We start from the raw sequence: 22,704 nt of genomic DNA, 5'->3' as shown, positions 1-22,704 counted from the left end.
GGCAGAACGAGCATCAAACGCAGCATGCCTTGCCTCATCAGGCCGTCAACGTCACGCGCGCAAAGCGGCGCTTGCCGACCTGCACGACATAATCGCCGGCTTCGACCTTCAGGCCCTTGTCCGAAACAGTCGCGCCGTCGATCTTCACGCCGCCCTGTTCGATGTTGCGCAGCGCCTCGCTGGTCGACGGCACCAGATTCGCCTGCTTCAGCAACTGGCCGATCGCGAGCGGTGCGCCCGCCAGCGTCACCGCCGGAATATCGTCCGGCACGCCGCCCTTCGCGCGATAGTTGAAGTCTTCGAGCGCCCGCTCCGCGTCAGCCTGCGAATGGAAACGCGCAACGATTTCCTGGCCGAGCATCACCTTGAAATCGCGCGGATTGCGCCCCGCCTCGATTTCTTTCCTGAAGCCGGCGATTTCGTCCAGCTGACGGAACGACAGCAGTTCGAAGTAACGCCACATGAGGTCGTCGGAGATGCTCATCAGCTTGCCGAACATATCGGTCGGCTTTTCGCTGATACCGATGTAGTTGTTCTTGGACTTCGACATCTTCTCGACGCCGTCCAGCCCTTCGAGCAACGGCATGGTCAGGATGCACTGCTGTTCCTGGCCGTACTGCTTCTGCAGCTCGCGGCCCACCAGCAGATTGAATTTCTGGTCGGTGCCGCCGAGTTCGAGGTCGGCGTTCAGCGCGACCGAGTCGTAACCCTGCATCAACGGATACAGGAATTCGTGAATCGAAATCGGCAGACCGCCCTGATAACGCTTGGTGAAATCTTCGCGCTCGAGAATCCGCGCCACCGTGTAGCGCGAGGCCAGCTTGATCATGCCGTCGGCGCCGAGCGGCATCGACCATTCGCTGTTGTAGCGAATCTCGGTCTTCTCGCGATCCAGCACCAGCGCGGCCTGTTCGAAGTAGGTCTTGGCGTTCGACTCGATCTGCTCGCGCGTGAGCGGCGGACGAGTGGCGTTGCGGCCCGACGGGTCGCCGATCAGCGAGGTGAAATCGCCGATCAGGAAGATCACCGTATGGCCGAGATCCTGCAACTGGCGCATTTTGTTCAGCACGACGGTATGGCCGATGTGAATATCGGGCGCCGTCGGGTCGAGACCGAGCTTGATGCGCAGCGGCGTGCCAGTGGCCGCGCTCTTCGCGAGCTTCTGTGCGAACTCTTCCTCGATCAGCAGTTCGTCGACGCCGCGCTTGGTGACGGCGAGCGCGTGACGGACTTCATCGGTGATCGGGAAGGCGGGACTGGGCTTGGAGGTGGACTCGGTGCTCATGCTGGAACGTGGGTCGCAAAAAGAGAGATTGTCCCATAGATGCGCACCGCCGCGTCCGCCAAACGCGGCGGAGAGCCGCTGCCGTGTTCAGGCAGGTTTGGGGACTACCTCGTGAGCCGTTGCGCTGCTAATCTGCGAACACGGTTCACAACGAACGACTGACAGGAGCAGCAACGTGGCGCAAGACAGCACGGCGGACGGCGTCTATTTCGGATTGATGTCGGGTACCAGCATGGACGGCGTGGACGGCGTCGCCGTCGCATTCGCCAGGGGCAAGCAGCCGGTGGTGCTCGCGGAGGCCTTTGTCGGCTTCGCCGAGGGACTGCGCGAGGCGCTGTTCGGCTTGCAGCAGCCGGGCGAGAACGAGATCGAGCGCGAGGCGCTTGCCGCCAATGCGCTCGCGACGCGCTACACGGTGTGCTGCCACGAACTGCTGCGCGCGGGCAACCTGTCCGCCGGCGAGGTTCGGGCGATCGGTGTGCACGGCCAGACCGTGCGGCACCGTCCAGAGAAGGGGTATACGCGCCAGATCAACAATCCGGCGCTGCTGGCGGAAATGACCCACATCGACGTCATCGCGGACTTCCGCTGCCGCGACGTCGCCGCGGGCGGCCAGGGTGCGCCGCTGGTGCCGGCGTTCCACGCCACGGTGTTCGGGGCGCCGGGCGAAACCCGGGTGGTCTGCAACCTAGGCGGGATCAGCAACATCACGATTCTCAACGCCGCCGGCAGCGTGCGTGGCTTCGACTGTGGACCGGCCAATGCGCTACTCGACGAGTGGGCACAGCGGCACCTCGGCAAGCCCTATGACGAGAACGGGCACTTCGCAGCCGGCGGCCAGGTGGATCGGCCGCTGCTGCACGCGCTGCTGGACGAGCCGTTCTTCATCGAACAACCGCCGAAGAGCACCGGCCGCGACCTGTTTAATCCTGCCTGGCTCGACGCCAGGTTGCAGGCGTTCGCAGGCGTGGCGCCCGCCGACGTGCAGGCGACGCTCGTCGCCCTGACGGCTATCACGGTCGCGCGGGAGATCGAGCGGCACGCGTCGGATGCCCGCGCGGTCTACGTTTGCGGCGGCGGCGCACGCAATCCGGTATTGATGAAAGCGATCGAGGCGGCGCTCGAGGACAGCGGCGTGAGCGGCGTCCCGGTGCTGACCACCGAGGCGCTCGGCGTGCCGCCCCACCAGGTCGAGCCACTCGCCTTTGCCTGGCTGGCGATGCGTTGTGTGGCGCGCGAGCCGGGCAATCTGGCGAGCGTCACGGGCGCGGCGGGCGAGCGCGTGCTGGGCGCGATTTATCCGCGCTGAGAGACTCGAGGGAATGTAAACGAAGGCGCGGACGAACCGCGGCGGCGCCGCTTTGCCGCCGCGCGGGCCACGGATGGCGCCCTTGGCACAAAACAGACGCACCAAAGAAAAACGGGGCCGAAGCCCCGTTTCCGCGTACTACCTGACCAAACTTCGATCGCTTAGACCGAGAACGACGAGCCGCAACCGCAGGTGGTCGTGGCGTTCGGGTTCTTGATGACGAACTGGGCGCCGTTGATATCGTCCTTGTAGTCGATCTCAGCGCCGACCAGGTACTGGTAGCTCATCGAATCGATCAGCAACTGGACGCCGGCCTTGTTCATCACGGTGTCGTCTTCGTTGATGGCTTCGTCAAACGTAAAACCGTATTGAAAGCCCGAGCAGCCGCCACCCTGCACGAAAACGCGCAGTTTCAGCTCCGGGTTGCCTTCTTCGTCGATCAGTTGCTTGACCTTGTCAGCCGCTGCGTCGGTAAAAACGAAGGGGCTAGGCATCTCGGTCACAGGGGTGTCGGTGACTGCGTTCATTCGAACTCTCCAAAAAAGCTTCTAGCCGCTATTGTAGGGCTGATCTCAATATCGTGCCGAAGCCCACAAAATCAATGGGTTCTCTTCAGCAAAGGGGCCACGCGCAGGCGACCTGTGCGGCACAGCCGTCGGGCGGCACAACTGCGCACCACGCGCCAATATGAAAAAAGCCGCCAACGCGTACGCGCCAGCGGCTTTTGCAGCGGCCTGGCCGAAAGACCAGAGCGCACCGAAGCGATTAACGCTTCGAGAATTGCTTCCTGCGGCGTGCCTTGTGGAAGCCGACCTTCTTACGTTCGACTTCACGAGCATCACGCGTAACGAAGCCAGCCTTCGACAGTTCCGGCTTCAGCGTTGCGTCATAGTCCATCAGCGCGCGGGTGATGCCGTGGCGAACCGCACCGGCTTGACCCGTTTCACCGCCACCCGACACGTTGACCTTGATGTCGAACGTGACAGCGTGGTTCGTGAGTTCCAGCGGCTGGCGCACGATCATCAGCGACGTTTCGCGCGAGAAGTACTCAGCGATAGGCTTGCCGTTGACAACGATCTCGCCCTTGCCTGCCTTGATGAACACACGTGCAGTGGCGCTCTTGCGGCGGCCCGTGCCGTAATTCCAGTTACCGATCATGTGGGCTCCCCTTAGATCTCGAGCGCTTTCGGCTGTTGTGCCGAATGCGGATGCGTTGCTTCAGCGTAGACCTTCAGCTTCTTGATCATCGCGTAGCCGAGCGGGCCCTTCGGCAGCATGCCCTTGACCGCCTTCTCGAGCGCACGGCCCGGGAAGCGTTCTTGCATCTTGCCGAACGTCGTTTCATAAATACCGCCCGGGTAACCCGAGTGACGGTAGTACTTCTTGTCCGTGGTCTTGTTGCCCGTGACACGGAGCTTGCCGGCGTTGATAACGATGATGAAATCACCGGTGTCGACGTGCGGAGTGAATTCAGGCTTGTGCTTGCCGCGAAGACGGTGTGCCACTTCGCTGGCGACACGCCCGAGAACCTTATCCGTCGCGTCAATCACGTACCATTCGCGCGTAACCTCATGGGCCTTTGCGGAAAATGTCTTCATGATCGATCCAAAAATAATTGCTGCGCCCTGTGTTTTTTCCTGCTTGTAATGTGCGCATCGAGGCGCGTGCAGGCTCTCCCTGTTCTTCCTCCGCGGGCACGAATGCGGAAAAGCCTTGGATTATAAAGGAAATTCCGGTCTCAAGTCAAAATTTGAGACACCCAGCCGGACCGGCGGCCGCGGCGGCGCGCCGAAACGGTGGCGCAAGCGCCCGGCGGGCGAAAAAAAACCCGAACGAGCGGTTCGGGTTTAATCCACCAAAGGAGGAGGGTGGAGGAGACATGCGGAGGTTGCCGAACTGCGACAACCAATGGAACCGATTATATGAGCCGACCTTGTGCGACGCAAGAATATTTGCATTACGAAATGCAACGCCACAATGTGAAATTTCTTCAGACACCAGAAATCTGACGAAAATCCAATATAAATCAATGCCATAGGCCTGATCGAGGGCGCCTTCCCCAGCGAAAATCTAGAGTAAAACCCCTAACTTGATCAGGGCAATTCCTGATGCGTGCAGCATGCCGCACCGCAACACACAAGGCTTCAGCGAGCACAACGGCATGCCGGAGTGCCCTCGGGCGAACGCGCAGGCATCGGGCTACAATGCCATCTCGAATACAAAGCGATGCGAGCTGGGGTATAGGCATGGAATGCAAAGTAAGCTGGATGGGGCAAGACGGCATGGCGTTCGCCGCCGAAACGGGTAGCGGCCATCTCGTCGCCATGGACGGCGCACCGGAAGGCGGCGGCCGCAATCTGGCCCCACGGCCGATGGAAATGGTGCTGCTCGGCACCGGCGGCTGCACCGCGTACGACGTGGTGATGATTCTGAAGAAGAGCCGCCAGGAGATCGCCGGCTGCTCGGTGACGCTGAAGGCCGAACGGGCCAGCGAAGACCCGAAAGTGTTCACGAAGATCCACTTCCATTTCACCGTGACCGGCAAGAACCTGAATCCGGCCACCGTCGAACGGGCTATCAATCTGTCGCACGACAAGTACTGCTCGGCGTCGATCATGATCGCCAAGACCGCCGAACTGACGCACTCGTTCGATATCGTCGCGGGCTGAGCCGCGCGGCAACACGTAGCAGCAGCACCGAGCGGCAGCACAAAAAGGAAATGCCGGCATCCTCACGGATGCCGGCATTTTTCTATTCAGCGGCAAAGCAGGCCGATAAGCCGGATTCTGTGCACACGCCGCGCCGAAGCGCCGCGCGCGTGGCAGCCATTCCTCTAGGCGCGCCATTGCTGACGCGCTCAAGCTTCCTACCCGCAGACGTGACGGGGGCCCCGTCCTGCATCTCGAAGATGCTAGCCTGCCTACTTGGAATTGCTCCGGGTGGAGGTTACCGTGCCGGTCTGCCTCGCAGCAGCCGCGGTGCGCTCTTACCGCACCGTTTCACCCTTACCTGATCCCGGCTTGCGCCGGGCCATCGGCGGTTTGCTTTCTGTTGCCCTGTTCCGCGTGTTGCCACGGATGGCCGTTAGCCATCACCCTGCCCTGTGGAGTCCGGACTTTCCTCGCCCTCTTTGGCCGAAGCCGCAGAGGCCGCGACTGCCTGACCTACTTTGCTGGCGGCGATTTTAACACCTCTGGTCCAGCCGGCCGCGAGGGGCGATGAAACAGGCACGGAACGGCCCGGGGAACGGTGCGTCGCGCCGCGCGCCCTGGCTTGCCGGACGCGGCCGGCGGTCTAACGTGCGCGGCGCCCTGCGCGGAACACGGCGGGGTCGTCGTAGAAAGACGGCGCTTCGTTTTCCGGCCACCAGCCTGGAATACCCAGCACAGGAAGCGGCGCGAACAGACGACTCGTCAATTCCTGCGTGGACAGGAGTTCACCGCTGACCGCTTCGTCGAGCCACGCATCGCGCGCCGCCGTGGGCCACGAGAAATACTCGGACGGGACGTCGACAATCCACGTATGGCCGGTGCACGCCTTATACGGGGAAATCAGTTTTCCAGCAGCGCGTGACCGAAGCAGCGCACCTCGCAACGTGCCCCCCACGCCGCGCGATTGGCGATCAACAAAGTCGGCCAGCCGAAGCCACGTAGTGCGTTGCTGAGCACCGGATCAGCACAGGCGAACAGCAACGCGTTCTCGTCGAACAAGGTCAGCGCGTCCCGCACGCCGCCGCGCGTCGGGCCGACGCCCAGGGCGTCGATGGCCGTAGACTGCCGTGTGTTAAGCGCCGCCTTGATGCGTGGGAACGCGAACCAGACGGATGCGTTGAAGAAATCGTGCAGGTTATGGCGGGTCGGTACGCAGCCGGTTGCCGCGATGTGCGCTTCGTAGGCAGCGCCCTCCGGCAGATCTTCCTGGGCAATGAACGCGAGCCGTTGGCCACGGCCCGTGGTCTGGCAGGACTGCTGCGCATCGGCATTCATTTCGGCAAGCAGCGACGCGTAGCTGGTCAGCGCGGCCTGCTGCCAGCGCACGCCGCGCGCGGCAAACTGGGCAAACCACGGGAGCGACCAGTCGATGTCGGCAAACCCGCCCGGTTTGCGTGCCGCGTCTTGCGCCCCCACCCGCCTCTACTCCGGCCTCAGACCAGCCGCCAGCCGATCGTCTCGCCGCCGCGCAACGGCACGACCGGCGTATCGCCGACCGGCAGTTCCGCCGGCAGCGTCCACTGCTCGCGGCGCAACGTGACCTGCTCGCTAGCGCGCGGCAGACCGTAGAAGTCCGCGCCGAAGAAGCTCGCGAAACCTTCGAGCTTGTCGAGCGCGCCGGCCTGGTCGAACGCTTCCGCGTACAGTTCGAGCGCATGCAGCGCCGTGTAGCAACCGGCACAACCGCATGCGTGCTCCTTCAGCCCCTTCGGATGCGGCGCGCTATCCGTGCCGAGGAAGAAGCGCGGATTGCCCGAGGTTGCCGCCTCGACCAGCGCGACGCGGTGCGTCTCGCGCTTGAGGACCGGCAGGCAGTAGTAATGCGGACGAATGCCGCCCTGGAAGATCGCGTTGCGGTTGTACAGCAGATGGTGCGCGGTGATCGTCGCACCCAGCAGTCCCGGCGCCACGCCGGCTTCGCGGATATAGTCCACCGCGTCTTTGGTCGTGATGTGTTCGAACACGACCTTCAGCGCCGGAAACGCGCGGCGCAACGGCGTCATCACGCGGTCGATGAACACCTTCTCGCGGTCGAACAGGTCGATCGAAGCATCGGTCACTTCGCCGTGCACGAGCAACGGCATGCCGGTCTCTTGCATGACCTCGAGCGTCTTCGCACACTTCATGAGGTCCGTGACGCCCGCGTCCGAATTGGTCGTGGCGCCCGCCGGATAAAGCTTGACCCCATGCACGAAGCCGCTTTCGCGCGCACGGCGGATCTCGTCGGGCGGCGTGTTGTCGGTGAGGTACAGCGTCATCAGCGGCTCGAACTTCACGCCGGCCGGAATCGCGGCGACGATGCGCTCGCGGTAGGCCTGCGCCATTGCCTTGGTGGTGACCGGCGGCTTCAGGTTCGGCATGATGATCGCGCGACCGAACTGGCGCGCGGTGTGCGGCAGGACCGCTGCCAGCATCGCGCCGTCGCGCACATGCAGGTGCCAGTCGTCGGGGCGGGCGAGCGTCAGGGAATCGAGGGAAGCAGTGGAAGCAGTCATGGCGTGAAGTTGACCAACCCGGCGGCGCCGCAGCAGCGGCATTGACGTGGACAAACCGCAACGTTGCGGCATATACATAGGTCAATTTAGCTATTTGACGCGCCTGGCTCGGTGATATGCTTGGAAATCATCATTGTAACGGGTTGCCCCGTTAAGACGCTCCGCTTCAGCACCATGTGCCAACTTCTCGGAATGAACTGCGCCGCGCCGACGGACGTCACGTTCTCGTTCACCGGCTTTGCGGCGCGCGGCGGCGTCACCGATCATCACGCCGACGGTTGGGGAATCGCCTTCTTCGAAGACAAGGCTTGCCGCCTCTTCATCGACCATCAATCGTCGGCAACCTCGCCGATCGCGGAGATGGTCAAGCGCTACCCGATCAAGTCGAAGAACACCATTGCGCACATTCGCAAGGCGACCCAAGGGCACATCCTGCTGGAGAACTGCCATCCGTTCATGCGCGAACTGTGGGGCCGTCACTGGATCTTTGCGCACAACGGCGACCTGAAAGACTATTCGCCGTTTCTGACCGGCGTCTACCAGCCGGTCGGCACCACCGATAGCGAGCTCGCCTTCTGCGCGTTGCTGCAAGGTCTGCGTAAGGCGTTCCCCAGCACGCAACCGCCGCTCGACGAACTGTTTGCCGTGCTCGGCACGCTCACGCGCGAGATCACGCAGTTCGGCGTGTTCAACTTTTTGATGTCCAACGGTCAGGCGCTGTTCGCGCATTGCTCGACCAACCTGCACTACATCGTGCGCCGCTGGCCGTTTTCGACCGCGCATCTCGTCGATGCGGACGTGTCGATCGATTTCGCCAAGTACACCACGCCTGAAGACCGCGTCGCCGTGATCGCCACCCAGCCGCTGACCGACAACGAAGTGTGGACCGCGTTCAAGCCCGGCGACCTGCTGATGTTCCAGCATGGCGAAGTGGTCGGCCGGGTGAATGTGCCGGTGCCGCCATGCGTGCTCGAGAAGCTGCGCAATCCGGCTCTGGATGCGTCGGCCTCGGCATCGATGGCGACCGCGTCGATTCATCCTGCGCCGCAGCCCGAGTCCGTCACGCTCGACCTCGAAGCGGCAGACGACGCCGCAGCGTTTGAGTCCTGACGGACGGACTGACGCTGCAAGCCGCACGGCCGTGAAAGCGCTCGCCTGATATGAAAAAGCCGCTCCGAGAGCGGCTTTTTCTTGTCCCTCGCGCGCGGCGCCGCAACTGCGGCACCCCGCTCAGTGCAGAATCTTCGCCAGAAAATCCTTCGCCCGATCCGACTTTGGATTGGCAAAGAAATCTTCCTTGCGATCGTCTTCGACGATCAGCCCCTTGTCCATAAAGATCACGCGGTGCGCGACCTTTTTAGCGAAGCCCATTTCGTGCGTGACGCACATCATCGTCATGCCTTCCTGCGCGAGCTCGACCATCACGTCGAGCACTTCGTTGATCATTTCCGGGTCGAGCGCCGAGGTGGGTTCGTCGAACAGCATCGCGATCGGATCCATCGAGAGCGCGCGGGCGATCGCCACGCGCTGCTGCTGACCGCCGGACAGTTGCCCCGGAAACTTGTCCGCGTGCGCCCGCAGCCCGACGCGATCCAGCAGCTTGAGTGCCTTTATCGTCGCTTCGTCCTTCGAGCGGCCCAGCACCTTGATCTGCGCGAGCGTCAGATTTTCCGTGATCGACAGATGCGGGAACAGCTCGAAGTGCTGGAACACCATGCCGACTTTCGCGCGCAGCTTCGACAGGTTGGTCTTCTTGTCGCCGACCGATTGACCGTCGATGGTGATCTCGCCTTTCTGGAACGGTTCGAGCCCGTTGACCGTCTTGATCAGGGTCGATTTTCCCGAGCCCGACGGACCGCACACCACCACCACTTCACCCTTTTTGACTTCCGTCGAGCAGTCGGTCAGCACCTGGAACTGGCCATACCACTTCGAAACGTTCTTGATAGAAATCATCTTGCAACCTTTTTCTGAAGACCTTTGACGAGGCTCGCCGCGATCACGCAGACCACGAAATAACACGCGCCTGCGAACAGTACCATTTCGACATTCGTGCCGTCACGGTCGCCAATATTCGTGGCGGTGCGCAAGAAGCCGGTGAAGCGCGTCCGGTACGCATAGCCCCGCTAGTCAATTGCCTTGTCATTCGGGCTCTTGAAGAGCGCCTTGATGTCGTCGTTTTCGGGAAAGTTCAGGTTCAAGCCTTTCGGCGGAATCGGCGATTCGAACCACTTCCTGTAGATCTGATCGGCTGTCCCCGACGTTTCTACCTTCGCGATTGCGTCGTCAACCACTTTCTTGAACTCCGGATCGTTCTTGCGCATCATGCAGCCATACGCTTCACGCGACTGTGCCGCCCCGACAATCACGAATTCGCCCGGATTGCTCGACTTCGCTCGCTCGCCGGCGAGCAGCGCGTCGTCCATCATGAACGCGGCGGCACGGCCGTTGGCGAGCGTCAGGAACGACTCGCCGTGGTCTCGCGCGCTGATGATGTTCATACCCATGCGCTTTTCCTGGTTCATCTTGCGCAAGAGACGCTCCGAGGTCGTGCCGGCCGTCGTCACCACAGTCTTGCCTTTGAGATTCGGCCAATCCTTGATGCCGGAATCTTTCCTGGTCATCAGACGGGTTCCGATCACGAAGATCGTGTTCGAAAACGCGACCTGTTGCTCGCGCTCGACGTTGTTGGTGGTCGAGCCGCATTCGAGGTCGACAGTGCCGTTTTGTACGAGCGGGATGCGATTTTGCGGCGTGACCGGATTCAGCCTGATCTTCAGGTCAGACATATTGAGCTTCTGCTTGATCGCATCCACGATGTTCATCATGAATTCGTGCGAGTAACCAATGACATTCTGCTGGTTGTCGTAGTACGAGAACGGAATCGACGATTCGCGATAGCCCAGGGTAATGACGCCCGTATCCTTGATCTTTTTCAGTGTACCGGCTTCCTGCGCATGCGCGCCAACTGCACACAGTCCGAGCGTCGCGACCAGCAGCGCAGCATTCCTGACCTTCATTGATGATCTCCTGACTCTGGTCCCATGCACAGCTCGGCAAAGAACCTGTGCCTGCTCAGAACTGTAACTGAATTGAAAATACTACCGCAGCACAAGTGCTGACAGGGTACCTTGCCAGGCCCTTGGCGCACACCTATTCGCGCATGCGAATCCAATGCGTCAATAAAAAAACGGGCAACATCGTTACGATGCCGCCCGCCGAGGAGATCCGCGGTCCTGCGGACCGCGCTAACCACAAGGGAAACTGAAACTACCCGATCACGGATACAGACCGCGCAGTTGGCGCGCTTCGAGGATGCGCTTACAAGCGACGATAAACGCTGCCGTACGCACCGAGACCTTCTGTTCGCTCGACACTTGCCACACAGCAGCAAACGCTTCGCGCATCACGCGCTCGAGACGCTGGTTGATCTCGTCTTCGGTCCAGAAGAAGCTCGAGAAGTCCTGCACCCATTCGAAGTACGACACGGTCACGCCGCCGGCGTTCGCCACCACGTCCGGGATCACGAGGATGCCCTTGTCGTGCAGGATGTCGTCCGCAGCCGTCGTGGTCGGGCCGTTCGCGCCTTCAACGACGATCTTCGTCTTGATCTTGCCGGCGTTCTTTTCGGTAATCTGGTTTTCCAGGGCGGCCGGAATCAGGATGTCCGATTCGACGGTCCAGAAATCTTCGCTCGCAATCGCGTCCGCTTCCGCGAAACCGCCCACGCCACCGTGCTTGGCCACGTGCTCGAGCAGCGCAACAGCGTCGATACCCGTCGACTTGAAAATCGTGCCCGTGTGGTCCTGCACTGCGACGAGCTTCGAGCCGGCTTCCTGGAACAGGCGTGCCGCGATGCCGCCCACGTTACCGAAACCTTGCACGGCGATGCGTGCGCCTTCGATGTCGACACCAATACGGCGCGCTGCTTCCGAGGCCACCACGAACACGCCGCGGCCGGTCGCTTCGCGGCGGCCGAGCGAACCGCCGAGCGTGATCGGCTTGCCGGTCACGACGCCCGTCGCCGTTTGGCCCTGGTTCATCGAGTACGTGTCCATCATCCACGCCATGATCTGCTCGTTCGTGTTCACGTCCGGCGCGGGGATGTCGGTGTTCGGTCCGATGATGATGCCGATTTCGCTGGTGTAGCGGCGCGTGACGCGCTCGAGCTCACCACGCGAGAGCGTGCGCGGATCGACGCGGATACCGCCCTTCGCGCCGCCGTACGGCACGTTCACGGCTGCGTTCTTGACCGACATCCATGCGGACAGCGCCATCACTTCCGACAGCGTCACGTCCTGGTGGTAACGCACACCGCCCTTGCCAGGACCGCGCGACACATTGTGCTGCACGCGATAGCCTTCGAAGTGAGCCACGGTGCCGTTATCGAGTTCGATAGGCACGTCGACCACGAGAATGCGCTTCGGACGCTTGAGGGTTTCGAGCCAGCGCGACAGTGAGCCGAGATACGGTGCGACGCGGTCGACCTGGCGCAGGTAGTTGCCCCACGGGCCAAGGTTGTCGCTATTCAGATAGGACGGGACGGATTGCAACGGCGATGCGGACTGCGGTTGGGATGACATGAACGCTCCAAGCGTTTTGACCGAATGACGCCATTGTCGAAAAAGGCCAATTTGAAATCCAATGCCGTTTGCTCATCCCGTTATGTCTTTCGTGCATAACGTTGAAATTCCGCAAAAAGCTGTCGCACAAGGCGCAAGAATACGCCGGCGCGGCGCAGGATGAGGCGCCGCGCATCGTGCGCCCGACGCGCTTGCGACCAGCTTACGACGCACCTTGAGCAAGCTCGCCGGTGACCGTGTCCCACAGCTTGCGCACCAGCACCTGGCGCGGATCGTCGCCCTGCGCCGCGAGCTTGTCGCGATACAGGCGGATCTCCATGGTCAGCGTGAACTGCCCTTCCGTCGCGCCGCGCGCTGCGCGATCGAGACGGATCAGCTTGCCGTCGGCCACCGCATCTTCGACCGCGCTATGCGGCAGGAAAGCGATGCCATGGCCCGCCAGCGCCATCGCCTTGAGGCCCTCGGCCATGTCCGTTTCATAGAGACGGTCGAGCGACAGACGGGCCGGCGCATTGGCGATGATGACTTCGGTCATGCGGCCGAGATACGCGTTCGGCGTGTACGACAGATAGGGCACGGGTTCGTCGGGCGTGCCCGGTAAGCTGTAGCGCGGACGCCCCGCGCGGCCCGGCGCCGAGAACGGGCTGATCGGCTCGATGCCGAGCGTGAGCATGTCGTAGCGAGCCGGATCGAGCGCGACAGGATGGCTCGGATGGTGGTAGCCCATCACCAGATCGCAGCCGCCTTCCACCAGTGAGAGCACTGCATCGTGCACGTTCAACGCGCGCAGGCGGGTATGCACGGGACCCAACTGCGCCTCGATGCGTTGTAGCCAGCGCGGAAAGTAGGTGAGCGAGAGCGTGTGCGGCACCGCGAACTCGATCGTCGCAGCGGGCGTCGCCGTATGCCCGCGCAACAGCGTACGCGCCTCGTGGAACTGCGAGAGCATCGCCAGCGCCTGCTCGTAGAACACCTGGCCGGCGGCCGTGAGCCGCGTCGGATAAACGGAACGGTCGATCAGTTCCGTGCCGAGCCAGGCTTCCAGCGCCTGAATGCGGCGCGAGAAGGCAGGCTGCGTGACGTGACGCAATCCCGCGGAACGGCTAAAGCTGCGGGTTTCCGCAAGCGAAACGAAGTCTTCGAGCCATTTCAGTTCCATGCGGAGCGTGCGGCCGGCGGGAGAGGAGAAGTCAGCATTCTAGCGGGGCGGTGTCCGAGCCGCGAGGTCCATGGCCTCGACATCCTACCGGCGCGGTCCGTCCGCCTACCCGGCCGAATCAGGGGCAGGCCCCACCCGGTGGTAAAATTGCGGATTCCCTCCGTTTCCGATCCGCTCACCGAGCGCTCACGCCTCCATCATGTCCGACACCAGTCCCGATACCCTGTTCGCGCTGACCGCGCTCTCCCCGCTCGACGGCCGCTATGCGTCGAAAACCGAAGCCCTGCGCGAATGGCTCTCGGAAGCCGCGTTCATGCGTCATCGCGTGACGGTCGAAATCCATTGGCTGATTGCGCTGTCGCACACCGGTTTCGCCGAAGTGCCGCGGTTCTCCGAAGCGTCCGAACAATTCCTGCTGCAACTGGCCGAGCGCTTCACCGCGCACGACGCCGCGCGCATCAAGGAAATCGAGCGCGTCACGAATCATGACGTGAAGGCGGTCGAATACTGGCTCAAGGAATCGGTGAAGGGTCAACCGGAACTGGAGCGCGCAAGCGAGTTCATCCACTTCGCCTGCACCTCGGAAGACATCAACAACACCTCGCACGGCCTGATGCTGGCCGGCGCCCGCGAGCACGTGATCGTGCCGGCGCTGCGCTCGGTGCATGCGCGCCTCGTCGCGCTGGCGCACGCGCAAGCCGCGCAGCCGCTGCTCTCGCGCACGCACGGCCAGCCCGCCAGCCCGACCACGCTCGGCAAGGAAATCGCCAACGTCGCGGCGCGTCTCGCGCGTGCGATCGAGCGTATCGAGAAGGTCGAACTGCTCGGCAAGATGAACGGCGCAGTGGGCAACTTCAACGCGCATCTGTCCGCGTATCCCGACTTCGACTGGGAAGCGTTCTCGCGCCAAGTGGTCGAGCAGCGCCTGAAGCTCACGTTCAACCCGTACACGATCCAGATCGAACCGCACGACTATATGGCCGAGCTGTTCGACGCCGTGTCGCGCGCCAACACGATCCTGCTGGATCTGGACCGCGACGTGTGGGGCTACATCTCGCTCGGCTACTTCAAGCAGCGCCTGAAGGCCGGCGAAATCGGCTCGTCGACGATGCCGCACAAGGTCAACCCGATCGACTTCGAAAACTCGGAAGGCAACCTCGGTCTGGCGAATGCCACGCTGCGCCATCTGGCCGACAAGCTGCCCATCTCGCGTTGGCAACGCGACCTGACCGACTCGACGGTGCTGCGCAATATCGGCGTCGCGTTCGGTTACTCGCTGCTCGCCTACGACGCGCTGATCCGCGGTCTGGACAAGCTCGAAGTGAACCCGCTGCGTCTGAACGAAGACCTCGACAACTGCTGGGAAGTGCTGGCTGAGCCGGTGCAGACGGTGATGCGCCGCTACGGCATCGAAAACCCGTACGAGCAGTTGAAGGAACTCACGCGCGGCAAGGGCATTACGCGCGAGGCGCTGCAGACGTTTATCGGCGGGTTGAATATTCCCGCCGATGCGAAGGAGCGTCTGCTGGCGATGACGCCGGCTTCATATGTAGGTAAGGCGATCGAGCTGGCGAAGCGGATCGCCTAAGCCGAACCGCACCCACGAAGGTTAGCCTGGGCGCAAGAAGTACCCGCCCGGCAGCGAATGCCGTTCAGTTCAAAACTGAACGGCATTTTTGTTTCTGCAGCCGGCCGTGTGTCCAGGCACGCCGAAGCGCCGACTGTCCGGCCTGATCGAGCGCAAACCGCGCGCTTCATCTGGCGCGTCGCTCCCAGGTATTTCCCTCCCATCCGCAAATTTTCTGTTGACAACATTTTTGGTGTAATAACATCCGTCATGACAACACATGTTGCAATTAACATTAATCGCGCACCGCATGTTGTATTGCAGGCAAGTGCGTTGTCGCCAGTCCCCCGTATCGTGGCGGGGGTATCGCCCATCACTGCGGAGAAAACCCATGGGACGTCGTTCCTTTCTGATGTCTGTCGTTGCAATCGCAATGCTCGGCACAAGCATCGCCCACGCGCAAAACAAAGAGCTGATCGTCGGCACCGACACCTCGTTCATGCCGTTCGAATTCAAGCAAGGTGACAAATACGTCGGCTTCGACCTCGACCTGTGGGCCGAAATCGCGAAAGACCAGGGCTGGACCTACAAGATCCAGCCGATGGATTTCAGTGGCCTGATTCCGGCACTGCAGACCCAGAACATCGATGTCGCCCTCTCCGGCATGACCATCAAGGAAGAGCGCAAGAAAGTCATCGATTTCTCAAGCCCGTACTACGACAGCGGACTCGCTGCGATGGTGCAGACCGGCAACACGAGCATCAAGTCGATCGACGACCTGAACGGCAAGGTCATCGCGGCCAAGACCGGCACCGCGACGATCGACTGGATCAAGGCTCACCTGAAGCCCAAGGAAATCCGCCAGTTCCCGAACATCGACGAAGCCTATCTGGCACTGGAAGCCGGACGCGTCGACGCGGCGATGCACGATACGCCGAACGTCCAGTATTTCGTGAACACGGAAGGCAAGGGCAAAGTGAAGGTCGCCGGCGACCCGGTCAGCGGTGACAAATACGGCATCGGCTTTCCGAAGGGAAGCCCGCTGGTAGCGAAGGTCGACGCAGAACTGATCAAGCTCAAGGCAGACGGGCGCTACGCCACGCTTTACAAGAAGTGGTTCGGCTCCGAGCCGCCCAAGTCGTAATCGTCTGGAAACGGTTGCGCGGCAGCCGCGGCTGTCGCGCAACCAACGAAACAACAGGAGCGATTTGTGGAATTCGATTGGTCAGTGATCTGGACGGCGCTTCCTGACTTGCTGGAAGGCGTAAAGCTAACCGTATTCATTGCGTTTGTAGGACTCCTTGGCGGATTTATCGTCGGCATGATCGCCGGGATGTTTCGCGCCTACGGGCCTATTGCCCTCAACGTCCTCGCTCAGGTCTATATCGAGCTGATTCGAGGCACGCCCATTGTCGTGCAGGTGATGTTTCTCTATTTCGCCCTGCCCCTGCTCGCCCATATCCGCATCGACGGACTGACCGCCGCCATCATCGCGATCACGGTCAATTCCGGCGCCTATCTTGCCGAAGTCGTACGCGGCGCGCTGTTGTCGATCCCCAAGGGGCTTATGGAAGCCGGCCTGGCGATGGGGCTGTCCATGCCACGCGTGCTGCTGAAAATCGTCGGACCGCTCGCCTTCCGCCGGCTCATTCCACCGCTTGGCAATCAATGCATCGTCAGCCTTAAAGACACATCGCTATTCATCGTGATCGGCGTGGGCGAGCTGACACGCCAAGGGCAAGAAATCATCGCCGGAAATTTTCGCGCAGTGGAAATCTGGACCGCCGTCGCCCTCATCTACCTGGTTCTGACGGGGGTGATGACGATCACACTGCGTCTCGTTGAAAAGAGGATGCGCATACTATGAGCATGGTCGAATTTCAGAGCGTCTCGAAGAGCTTTGGCCACGTGCCGGTCCTGAAGGACATCGACCTGCGTATCGACAGCGGTGAGGTCGTTGTCGTAGTGGGCCCGTCGGGGTCGGGAAAATCCACGATGCTTCGTTGCATCAACGCGCTCGAGAAGATCACTAGTGGAGAGCTGCTGGTCGACGGCCAGAGCGTCAAGGGCAACGCTTCGGTCATTCGCAGCATTCGCCTGGAAGCAGGAATGGTTTTCCAGCAGTTCAATCTGTTCCCGCAGATGACAGCGCTCGAGAACGTCATGTTCGGTCCCATCCAAGTGCGCGGCTCGTCGCGCGCCGAGGCGCGTGATCAGGCCATGGCGCTGCTCGACAAGGTCGGTCTCGAATCGCGCGCCAATCACTATCCGTCCGAGTTGTCCGGTGGTCAACAGCAACGTGTGGCGATTGCGCGGGCGCTTGCGATCAAGCCTAAGCTGATGCTCTTCGATGAGCCAACTTCTGCACTGGACCCGGAACTGCGCCACGAAGTACTGAAGGTGATGCAGGATCTCGCCAGTGAAGGCATGACGATGATCGTCGTGACGCATGAAATCGGCTTCGCCAAACGCGTGGGCACGCGTCTGCTGTTCATGGACCAAGGCGGGATTGCCGAGGATGGACAGCCTGGCGAGCTGATCGACAATCCACCTACGCAACGGTTGCGGGATTTCCTGAAACACGTGTCGTGAAAAAAATCCCCCTTGGCGTCGGCGGACACCAAGGGGGATCGACGCGACGAATGTCTTGTCTTGCTAGCCGCCGATCGTCAGCGACTCTTCATCTGCCGCAAAACCTCATCGACTATCTGCTCCGGCGTCAACTCGATACTGACCGTAATCGCCTCATCCGCGCCCGGCTCCTCCAGTGTATCCAACTGGCTTTGCAACAACGAAGGATCGAAGAAATGCCCGGTGCGTGTCTGCAAGCGCTCGTGCAGCACTTCGTACGAGCCCTTCAGATAGACAAACACCACGTCCTTATCGCCGCCGCGCAGGACGTCGCGATACGAACGCTTCAGCGATGAGCACGTAAACACCGCCGTCTCGCCCGCATGCTGCTTTTCCTCGATTGCGGCCCGAATCGTCTTGAGCCACGGCCAGCGGTCTTCGTCGGTGAGCGGAATGCCGTGATGCATCTTTTCCTTATTGGCCGCGCTATGAAATGCGTCGCCGTCCGTGAAGCTGCATTGCAGGCGCTCTGCCAGCATCTCGCCAATCCGCGTCTTGCCGGCGCCGGACACGCCCATTGCGATCAGAATCATTCAATACTCCTTACACGACCGTCGCGAGCGCGAAAGTCAAAGCCAAACCCAATACGGAAATGATGGTTTCGCAGAGCGACCACGTCTTGAACGTCTGTCCCACCGTCATTCCGAAGTACTCCTTGATCAGCCAGAAACCGCCGTCGTTGACGTGCGAGAAAATCAGCGAGCCCGAGCCGGTGGCGAGCACGAGCAATTCCGGACTCACCTGCACGCCGCTGGCTGCCGCGATCGGCGCGACGATGCCGCACGCGGTCGTCATGGCGACCGTCGCCGAGCCGGTGGCAAGACGGATCAGCGCCGCCACCATCCAGCCGAACAGCAGCGGCGACAGATGCGCCGAGGTCGCCACATTGACGATCTCTTTGGAAATGCCGCTGTCCATCAACACGCGGCCAAAGCCGCCGCCGGCGCCGACGATCAGCGTAATGCCCGCGATCGGCGCGAGGCAGTCGCCGCAGAATTTCTGGATCTGGGCGCGATTGAAGCCGCGCTGGGCGCCGAAAGTCCAGAAGCTGACCAGCACGGCGATCAGCAACGCCACATCCGAGTTGCCGACGAAATGCAGCAGACTATTCGGCAAGGTCTTCGGCGTAAACACCAGATCCGCCCAACTGCCGATCAGCATCAGGATGACGGGCAGCAGGATGGTGAACAAGGTAATGCCGAAGCCCGGCAGCTCACGCGTTTTGCCCGCGTCGTTGCTCGCCTGCGCCGATCCGAGGAACTGCGCAGCCAGCGGATTGTTCTCGGGCAGCTTGATATAACGGCTGACGAGCAAGGCGAACAGCGGACCGGCGACGATCGCCGTCGGCACGCCGACGATCAACCCATAAGCGATAGTCTTGCCGATGTCCGCGTGATACGCCTGCACGGCGAGCATCGCGGCCGGGTGCGGCGGAATCAGGCCGTGTACGACTGAAAGACCCGCGACCATCGGCAAGCCGACCAGCAGCAGCGATTTGTTAGTCCGCTTGGCGACGTTGAACGCAATCGGAATCAGCAGCACGAAGCCGACTTCGAAGAACACCGGCAAGCCGACGATGATCGCCACGACCATCATCGCCCAGTGAATATGCTTCTCGCCGAAGCGATCGATCAAGGTGGTGGCAATCCGTTCCGCGCCGCCCGACTCGGCCATCATCTTGCCGAGCATCGTGCCGAGGCCAACCACGATTGCAATGTGGCCAAGCGTATTGCCGTTGCCGGTTTCGAACGATTTGACGATCGTGTCCATCGGCATGCCGGACGCAAGTCCGAGCAGCAGCGAGACGATGATCAGGACGAGGAACGGATAGACCTTGTAGCGCGTGATCAACAGGATCAGCGCGGCGATGGCGATCACCGCGTAAATCAGCAGCAAGCTGCCATGGCTAGCTCCCATGGAGCGCCTCCTTTTGCATTGTTGGTGATGAGTGCCCCAAACCTGCCGCTTCGCGCCAGCCCCGAGGAGGCAATCCCCCGAGGGGACTTCCTCCGGGGCGGAAAACCTGGGGCGGCCCAGCGCTTTCTGACGCGCTGCGAACGCAAGCTGCGGAGCCTTTCGCGCTGCCCGTCTCTACGCCTCACGCGAAACCGGACTCTGCCGGCAAGCGCGGACGCTGAATTTTACTGTTTGTTTGCGTGATGGGCGCGCGAAACGCCCAACGCAGATAAAAAGGGAGCCTCGCTATCACGACCTGGACGGGCGCAACAGCGAAGCTCCTTTGGATGCAGTCTGACCCTTGACACAGCTTATCCGGGCCATCAGCCACTTACGCGGACGCCGACTGCACAGCCGCCGGCGTCGCGCAGATCAACCTTGCGCGAACTCAATGGGCCGGCGCAGCGAGTTCGCTGGCGGCACGCGCGAGACGCGTGATCTCATCCCAGTTCTGCGCCACCAGCGCAGCCTTCGGCGTGAGCCACGAGCCGCCCACGCAGACGACGTTCGGCAGTGCGAGGAAATTAGGGGCGGTTTCCGCGGAGATGCCGCCGGTGGGGCAGAACTTCAGTGCCGGGAACGGACCGTGAAACGCCTGCAGCATCGGTATGCCGCCGGCTTGCTGCGCCGGGAAGAACTTGACGATTTCATAGCCCAGCTCCAGCGCGACGATGATGTCGCTCGGCGTCATCACGCCCGGCAGCAGGGGCAGACCGGCATCCTGCGCGGCCTTGTGCATGTCCTTCGTGAGGCCCGGCGAGACGCCGAACTGCGCACCCGCCTTCTTCGCCTGCGCGCAGTGCTCGGGCTTCGTGATCGTGCCCACGCCGACGACGATGTCTTCCGCCAGTTGGCTAGCGCGTTCGATGGCTTCGAGACCTGCCGCGGTACGCAGCGTGATTTCCAGCACTTTTACGCCGCCCGCATGCAGTGCGCGCGACACCTTCTCGCCCTGCTCCACCGAGTCGAACGCCAGCACCGGAATCACCGGGCCGAGGCGCACGATGTCGCTTACTTTCTTCGTCGTCATAGTCAGACTCCTTGTTTCTGCAGCGCGTGGCTTGCGTGAACTTCACCCACCATCGGGCCAAATACCGAAGCGCCCAGTTCCGCCGGCGCAGCGGCCGCGCGGAAGACGCCAAACAGTTCGCGGCCGAAGCCGACTTCGTTTTCCGCCTGGTGCTGCGGCACGGCTTCCGGCCGCGCCGCCCATTCGGCCGCATCGATTTCGATGTCGAGCACACCTGCTTCGGCGTCGATCACCAGCATATCGCCGGTATGCACCTTGCCGATCGGCCCTTGCAGCAATGCTTCAGGCGAGATGTGAATCACGGCCGGCACCTTGCCCGAGGCCCCCGACATGCGCCCATCCGTGACGAGCGCGACGTGGAAACCTTGATCCTGCAACACGCCGAGCAACGGCGTCAAACGGTGCAGTTCGGGCATGCCATTTGCGCGAGCGCCCTGGAAGCGCACCACCGCCACGAAATCGCGCTTCAGTTCGCCGTTGTCGAACGCTTCCTGCACCGCTTCCTGCGAATCGAACACGATCGCCGGCGCTCTCACCTTGCGATGCTGCGCCGCAACCGCCGAGATCTTGATGACACCGCGCCCCAGCTTGCCCTGCATCAGGCGCAGGCCGCCGTCCGGCTGGAACGGCTCCTTGATGCCGCGCAGCACGGCCGTTTCCTGGCTCTCCGTCACGCCCGGCACCCAGGTCAGCTTGCCGTCGAGCAGCTTGGGCTCTTCGGTGTAGTGATGAAGGCCCTTGCCTGCCACCGTGGTGACGTCTTCGTGAAGCAAGCCGCCTTCCAGCAGATTGCGAACCAGAAACGCCACGCCACCCGCGGCGTGGAAGTGGTTCACGTCGGCTTTGCCGTTCGGATAGATCTTCGCCAGCAGCGGCACGCTTTGCGACAACTGGTCAAAATCGTCCCAGTCGATCACGATGCCCGCCGCCCGCGCAATCGCCACGAGGTGCAGCGTGTGATTGGTCGAACCGCCCGTTGCGAGCAACGCGACGATGCCGTTGACGATCGCTTTCTCGTCGATCACATGGCCGATCGGCGTGTAATTGCCGCGTTCCACGGTCAGGTCGAGCACGCGGCGCGCGGCTTGCGCGGTGAGCGCATCGCGCAACGGCGTGTGCGGATGCACGAACGCCGAGCCCGGCAGATGCAGGCCCATCACTTCCATCAGCATCTGATTGCTGTTCGCCGTGCCGTAGAACGTGCAGGTGCCGTGGCTGTGGTACGCAGCCGCTTCCGCTTCGAGGAGCGCGCCGCGATCGCACTGACCGGTGGCGAACTGCTGGCGGATCTTCGCCTTGTCGTCATTGCCGAGGCCGCTCGTCATCGGGCCGGCCGGAACGAAGATCGTCGGCAGGTGGCCGAATTGCAGCGCGCCGATCAGGAGGCCCGGCACGATCTTGTCGCAGATGCCGAGGCACAGCGCCGCGTCGAACATGTTGTGCGTGAGTGCGACCGCCGTGCCCATCGCGATCGCCTCGCGCGAGAACAGCGACAGTTCCATCCCCGCGTTGCCTTGCGTGACGCCGTCGCACATCGCCGGCACGCCGCCTGCGAATTGCGCGACCCCGCCGTTTTCACGCGCAGCCTGCTTGATGATGTCGGGGAAATTCTTGTACGGCGCGTGCGCGGACAGCATCTCGTTGTACGACGACACGATACCGATGTTCGGCTCGCGGATCTGCTTGATCACGAGCTTGTCGTTGCCCTCGAGGCCGGCAAAGCCGTGCGCGAGGTTCGCGCACGACAGCGCGCCGCGTGCCGGAAACTTGCCTTGTGCTTTATCGATGCGGGCCAGGTAGGCTGCGCGGGTAGGCTTGCTGCGTTCGATCACGCGCTGCGTGACCTTGAGCAATTGAGAATGCGGGGAAACCATCGAAGCTCCTTCGTCGCTGGCTGAGGCGAACAGGCGCGCAGGGCCAGGTGGGGATCGCGGGGACGTCGGACCAAGCCGACGACAAGAGTTTAGTAGAAAAACTA

Annotated in this window: 20 protein-coding genes, 1 other RNA gene and 2 pseudogenes; 7 read left to right on the top strand and 16 right to left on the bottom strand. The window is 62.1% G+C overall.

Features of this window, described 5'->3' with window-relative positions:
- Positions 1-37: 37 nt before the first annotated feature.
- Positions 38-1,285, bottom strand: a complete 1,248-nt coding sequence (gene tyrS, locus AC1ECK_RS19685; protein ID WP_480321805.1) for a tyrosine--tRNA ligase — start codon at positions 1,283-1,285, stop codon at positions 38-40.
- A gap of 175 nt (positions 1,286-1,460) precedes the next feature.
- Here tyrS and AC1ECK_RS19680 point away from each other — a divergent pair, with 175 nt between their 5' ends.
- The gene (locus AC1ECK_RS19680) at positions 1,461-2,594 is read left to right on the top strand and encodes an anhydro-N-acetylmuramic acid kinase (protein ID WP_480321803.1); all 1,134 of its coding nucleotides are present in this window, start codon (positions 1,461-1,463) and stop codon (positions 2,592-2,594) included.
- Positions 2,595-2,755: 161 nt separating this feature from the next.
- Here the strand turns inward: AC1ECK_RS19680 and erpA are convergent, their stop codons facing one another.
- The 3 genes from erpA to rplM all read right to left on the bottom strand — a co-directional run bounded on the left by erpA (position 2,756) and on the right by rplM (position 4,192).
- Positions 2,756-3,121, bottom strand: a complete 366-nt coding sequence (gene erpA / locus AC1ECK_RS19675) for an iron-sulfur cluster insertion protein ErpA (protein ID WP_480321801.1) — start codon at positions 3,119-3,121, stop codon at positions 2,756-2,758.
- 238 nt (positions 3,122-3,359) lie between these two features.
- Positions 3,360-3,752, bottom strand: coding sequence for a 30S ribosomal protein S9 (rpsI, locus tag AC1ECK_RS19670; RefSeq protein WP_480321799.1), 393 nt, complete (start codon positions 3,750-3,752; stop codon positions 3,360-3,362).
- Between the two features lie 11 nt (positions 3,753-3,763).
- Positions 3,764-4,192: a 50S ribosomal protein L13 gene (gene rplM / locus AC1ECK_RS19665; protein ID WP_090686673.1), complete on the bottom strand. Its 429-nt coding sequence runs from the start codon at positions 4,190-4,192 to the stop codon at positions 3,764-3,766.
- 648 nt (positions 4,193-4,840) lie between these two features.
- Here rplM and AC1ECK_RS19660 point away from each other — a divergent pair.
- Positions 4,841-5,263 carry an OsmC family protein gene (locus AC1ECK_RS19660; RefSeq protein WP_105509556.1) on the top strand — a complete coding sequence of 141 codons (423 nt, stop codon included), beginning with the start codon at positions 4,841-4,843 and terminating at the stop codon, positions 5,261-5,263.
- Positions 5,264-5,353: 90 nt separating this feature from the next.
- Here the strand turns inward: AC1ECK_RS19660 and rnpB are convergent.
- The 3 genes and pseudogenes from rnpB to pyrC form a co-directional block, all read right to left on the bottom strand.
- Positions 5,354-5,765, bottom strand: an RNA gene (gene rnpB / locus AC1ECK_RS19655) — RNase P RNA component class A.
- Positions 5,766-5,888: 123 nt separating this feature from the next.
- Positions 5,889-6,721 (bottom strand): annotated as a pseudogene (locus tag AC1ECK_RS19650) (DUF3025 domain-containing protein).
- Between the two features lie 17 nt (positions 6,722-6,738).
- Positions 6,739-7,800 carry a dihydroorotase gene (gene pyrC, locus AC1ECK_RS19645; protein WP_480321796.1) on the bottom strand — a complete coding sequence of 354 codons (1,062 nt, stop codon included), beginning with the start codon at positions 7,798-7,800 and terminating at the stop codon, positions 6,739-6,741.
- Between the two features lie 174 nt (positions 7,801-7,974).
- On the opposite strand from pyrC, the gene AC1ECK_RS19640 reads away from it, so the two are divergent.
- Positions 7,975-8,910 carry a class II glutamine amidotransferase gene (locus AC1ECK_RS19640; protein ID WP_480321794.1) on the top strand — a complete coding sequence of 312 codons (936 nt, stop codon included), beginning with the start codon at positions 7,975-7,977 and terminating at the stop codon, positions 8,908-8,910.
- Positions 8,911-9,030: 120 nt separating this feature from the next.
- On the opposite strand, the gene AC1ECK_RS19635 is transcribed toward AC1ECK_RS19640, so the two are convergent.
- The 5 genes and pseudogenes from AC1ECK_RS19635 to AC1ECK_RS19615 form a co-directional block, all read right to left on the bottom strand.
- Positions 9,031-9,756 (bottom strand): amino acid ABC transporter ATP-binding protein, encoded by a 726-nt coding sequence (locus AC1ECK_RS19635; RefSeq protein ID WP_480321792.1) that lies wholly within the window; start codon positions 9,754-9,756, stop codon positions 9,031-9,033.
- Positions 9,753-9,893: pseudogene (locus AC1ECK_RS19630) on the bottom strand (amino acid ABC transporter permease); the annotation flags it as partial. The gene AC1ECK_RS19635 and the pseudogene AC1ECK_RS19630, both read right to left, overlap by 4 nt.
- Before the next feature lie 33 nt (positions 9,894-9,926).
- The gene (locus tag AC1ECK_RS19625) at positions 9,927-10,820 is read right to left on the bottom strand and encodes a glutamate/aspartate ABC transporter substrate-binding protein (protein WP_480321790.1); all 894 of its coding nucleotides are present in this window, start codon (positions 10,818-10,820) and stop codon (positions 9,927-9,929) included.
- A 258-nt stretch (positions 10,821-11,078) separates the two neighbouring features.
- Entirely contained in the window at positions 11,079-12,383 is a 1,305-nt protein-coding gene (locus AC1ECK_RS19620) for a Glu/Leu/Phe/Val family dehydrogenase (RefSeq protein WP_480321788.1), read from the bottom strand.
- A 202-nt stretch (positions 12,384-12,585) separates the two neighbouring features.
- Positions 12,586-13,542, bottom strand: coding sequence for a LysR family transcriptional regulator (locus tag AC1ECK_RS19615; RefSeq protein ID WP_480321786.1), 957 nt, complete (start codon positions 13,540-13,542; stop codon positions 12,586-12,588).
- A gap of 199 nt (positions 13,543-13,741) precedes the next feature.
- On the opposite strand from AC1ECK_RS19615, the gene purB reads away from it, so the two are divergent.
- The 4 genes from purB to glnQ all read left to right on the top strand — a co-directional run bounded on the left by purB (position 13,742) and on the right by glnQ (position 17,701).
- Complete coding sequence (gene purB / locus AC1ECK_RS19610) at positions 13,742-15,130, top strand: adenylosuccinate lyase (RefSeq protein WP_480321783.1); 1,389 nt, start codon at positions 13,742-13,744, stop codon at positions 15,128-15,130.
- Positions 15,131-15,500: 370 nt separating this feature from the next.
- Positions 15,501-16,253, top strand: a complete 753-nt coding sequence (glnH, locus tag AC1ECK_RS19605) for a glutamine ABC transporter substrate-binding protein GlnH (RefSeq protein ID WP_480321781.1) — start codon at positions 15,501-15,503, stop codon at positions 16,251-16,253.
- 66 nt (positions 16,254-16,319) lie between these two features.
- Positions 16,320-16,976 carry a glutamine ABC transporter permease GlnP gene (gene glnP / locus AC1ECK_RS19600; protein WP_480321779.1) on the top strand — a complete coding sequence of 219 codons (657 nt, stop codon included), beginning with the start codon at positions 16,320-16,322 and terminating at the stop codon, positions 16,974-16,976.
- Entirely contained in the window at positions 16,973-17,701 is a 729-nt protein-coding gene (gene glnQ / locus AC1ECK_RS19595) for a glutamine ABC transporter ATP-binding protein GlnQ (protein ID WP_480321777.1), read from the top strand. Before glnP ends, glnQ begins: the two co-directional genes overlap by 4 nt.
- 77 nt (positions 17,702-17,778) lie before the next feature.
- Here the strand turns inward: glnQ and AC1ECK_RS19590 are convergent, their stop codons facing one another.
- The 4 genes from AC1ECK_RS19590 to edd form a co-directional block, all read right to left on the bottom strand.
- The gene (locus tag AC1ECK_RS19590) at positions 17,779-18,273 is read right to left on the bottom strand and encodes a gluconokinase (protein WP_480321775.1); all 495 of its coding nucleotides are present in this window, start codon (positions 18,271-18,273) and stop codon (positions 17,779-17,781) included.
- A 10-nt stretch (positions 18,274-18,283) separates the two neighbouring features.
- The gene (locus AC1ECK_RS19585; protein ID WP_480321773.1) at positions 18,284-19,657 is read right to left on the bottom strand and encodes a GntP family permease; all 1,374 of its coding nucleotides are present in this window, start codon (positions 19,655-19,657) and stop codon (positions 18,284-18,286) included.
- 427 nt (positions 19,658-20,084) lie between these two features.
- Entirely contained in the window at positions 20,085-20,726 is a 642-nt protein-coding gene (gene eda, locus AC1ECK_RS19580; protein ID WP_480321771.1) for a bifunctional 4-hydroxy-2-oxoglutarate aldolase/2-dehydro-3-deoxy-phosphogluconate aldolase, read from the bottom strand.
- A 2-nt stretch (positions 20,727-20,728) separates the two neighbouring features.
- Positions 20,729-22,600, bottom strand: coding sequence for a phosphogluconate dehydratase (gene edd, locus AC1ECK_RS19575; protein WP_480321769.1), 1,872 nt, complete (start codon positions 22,598-22,600; stop codon positions 20,729-20,731).
- Between the last annotated feature and the right edge of the window lie 104 nt (positions 22,601-22,704).

It is taken from the genome of Paraburkholderia sp. SSBN10T, assembly GCF_056619545.1.
This window is presented reverse-complemented; position numbering and strand designations above follow the sequence as displayed.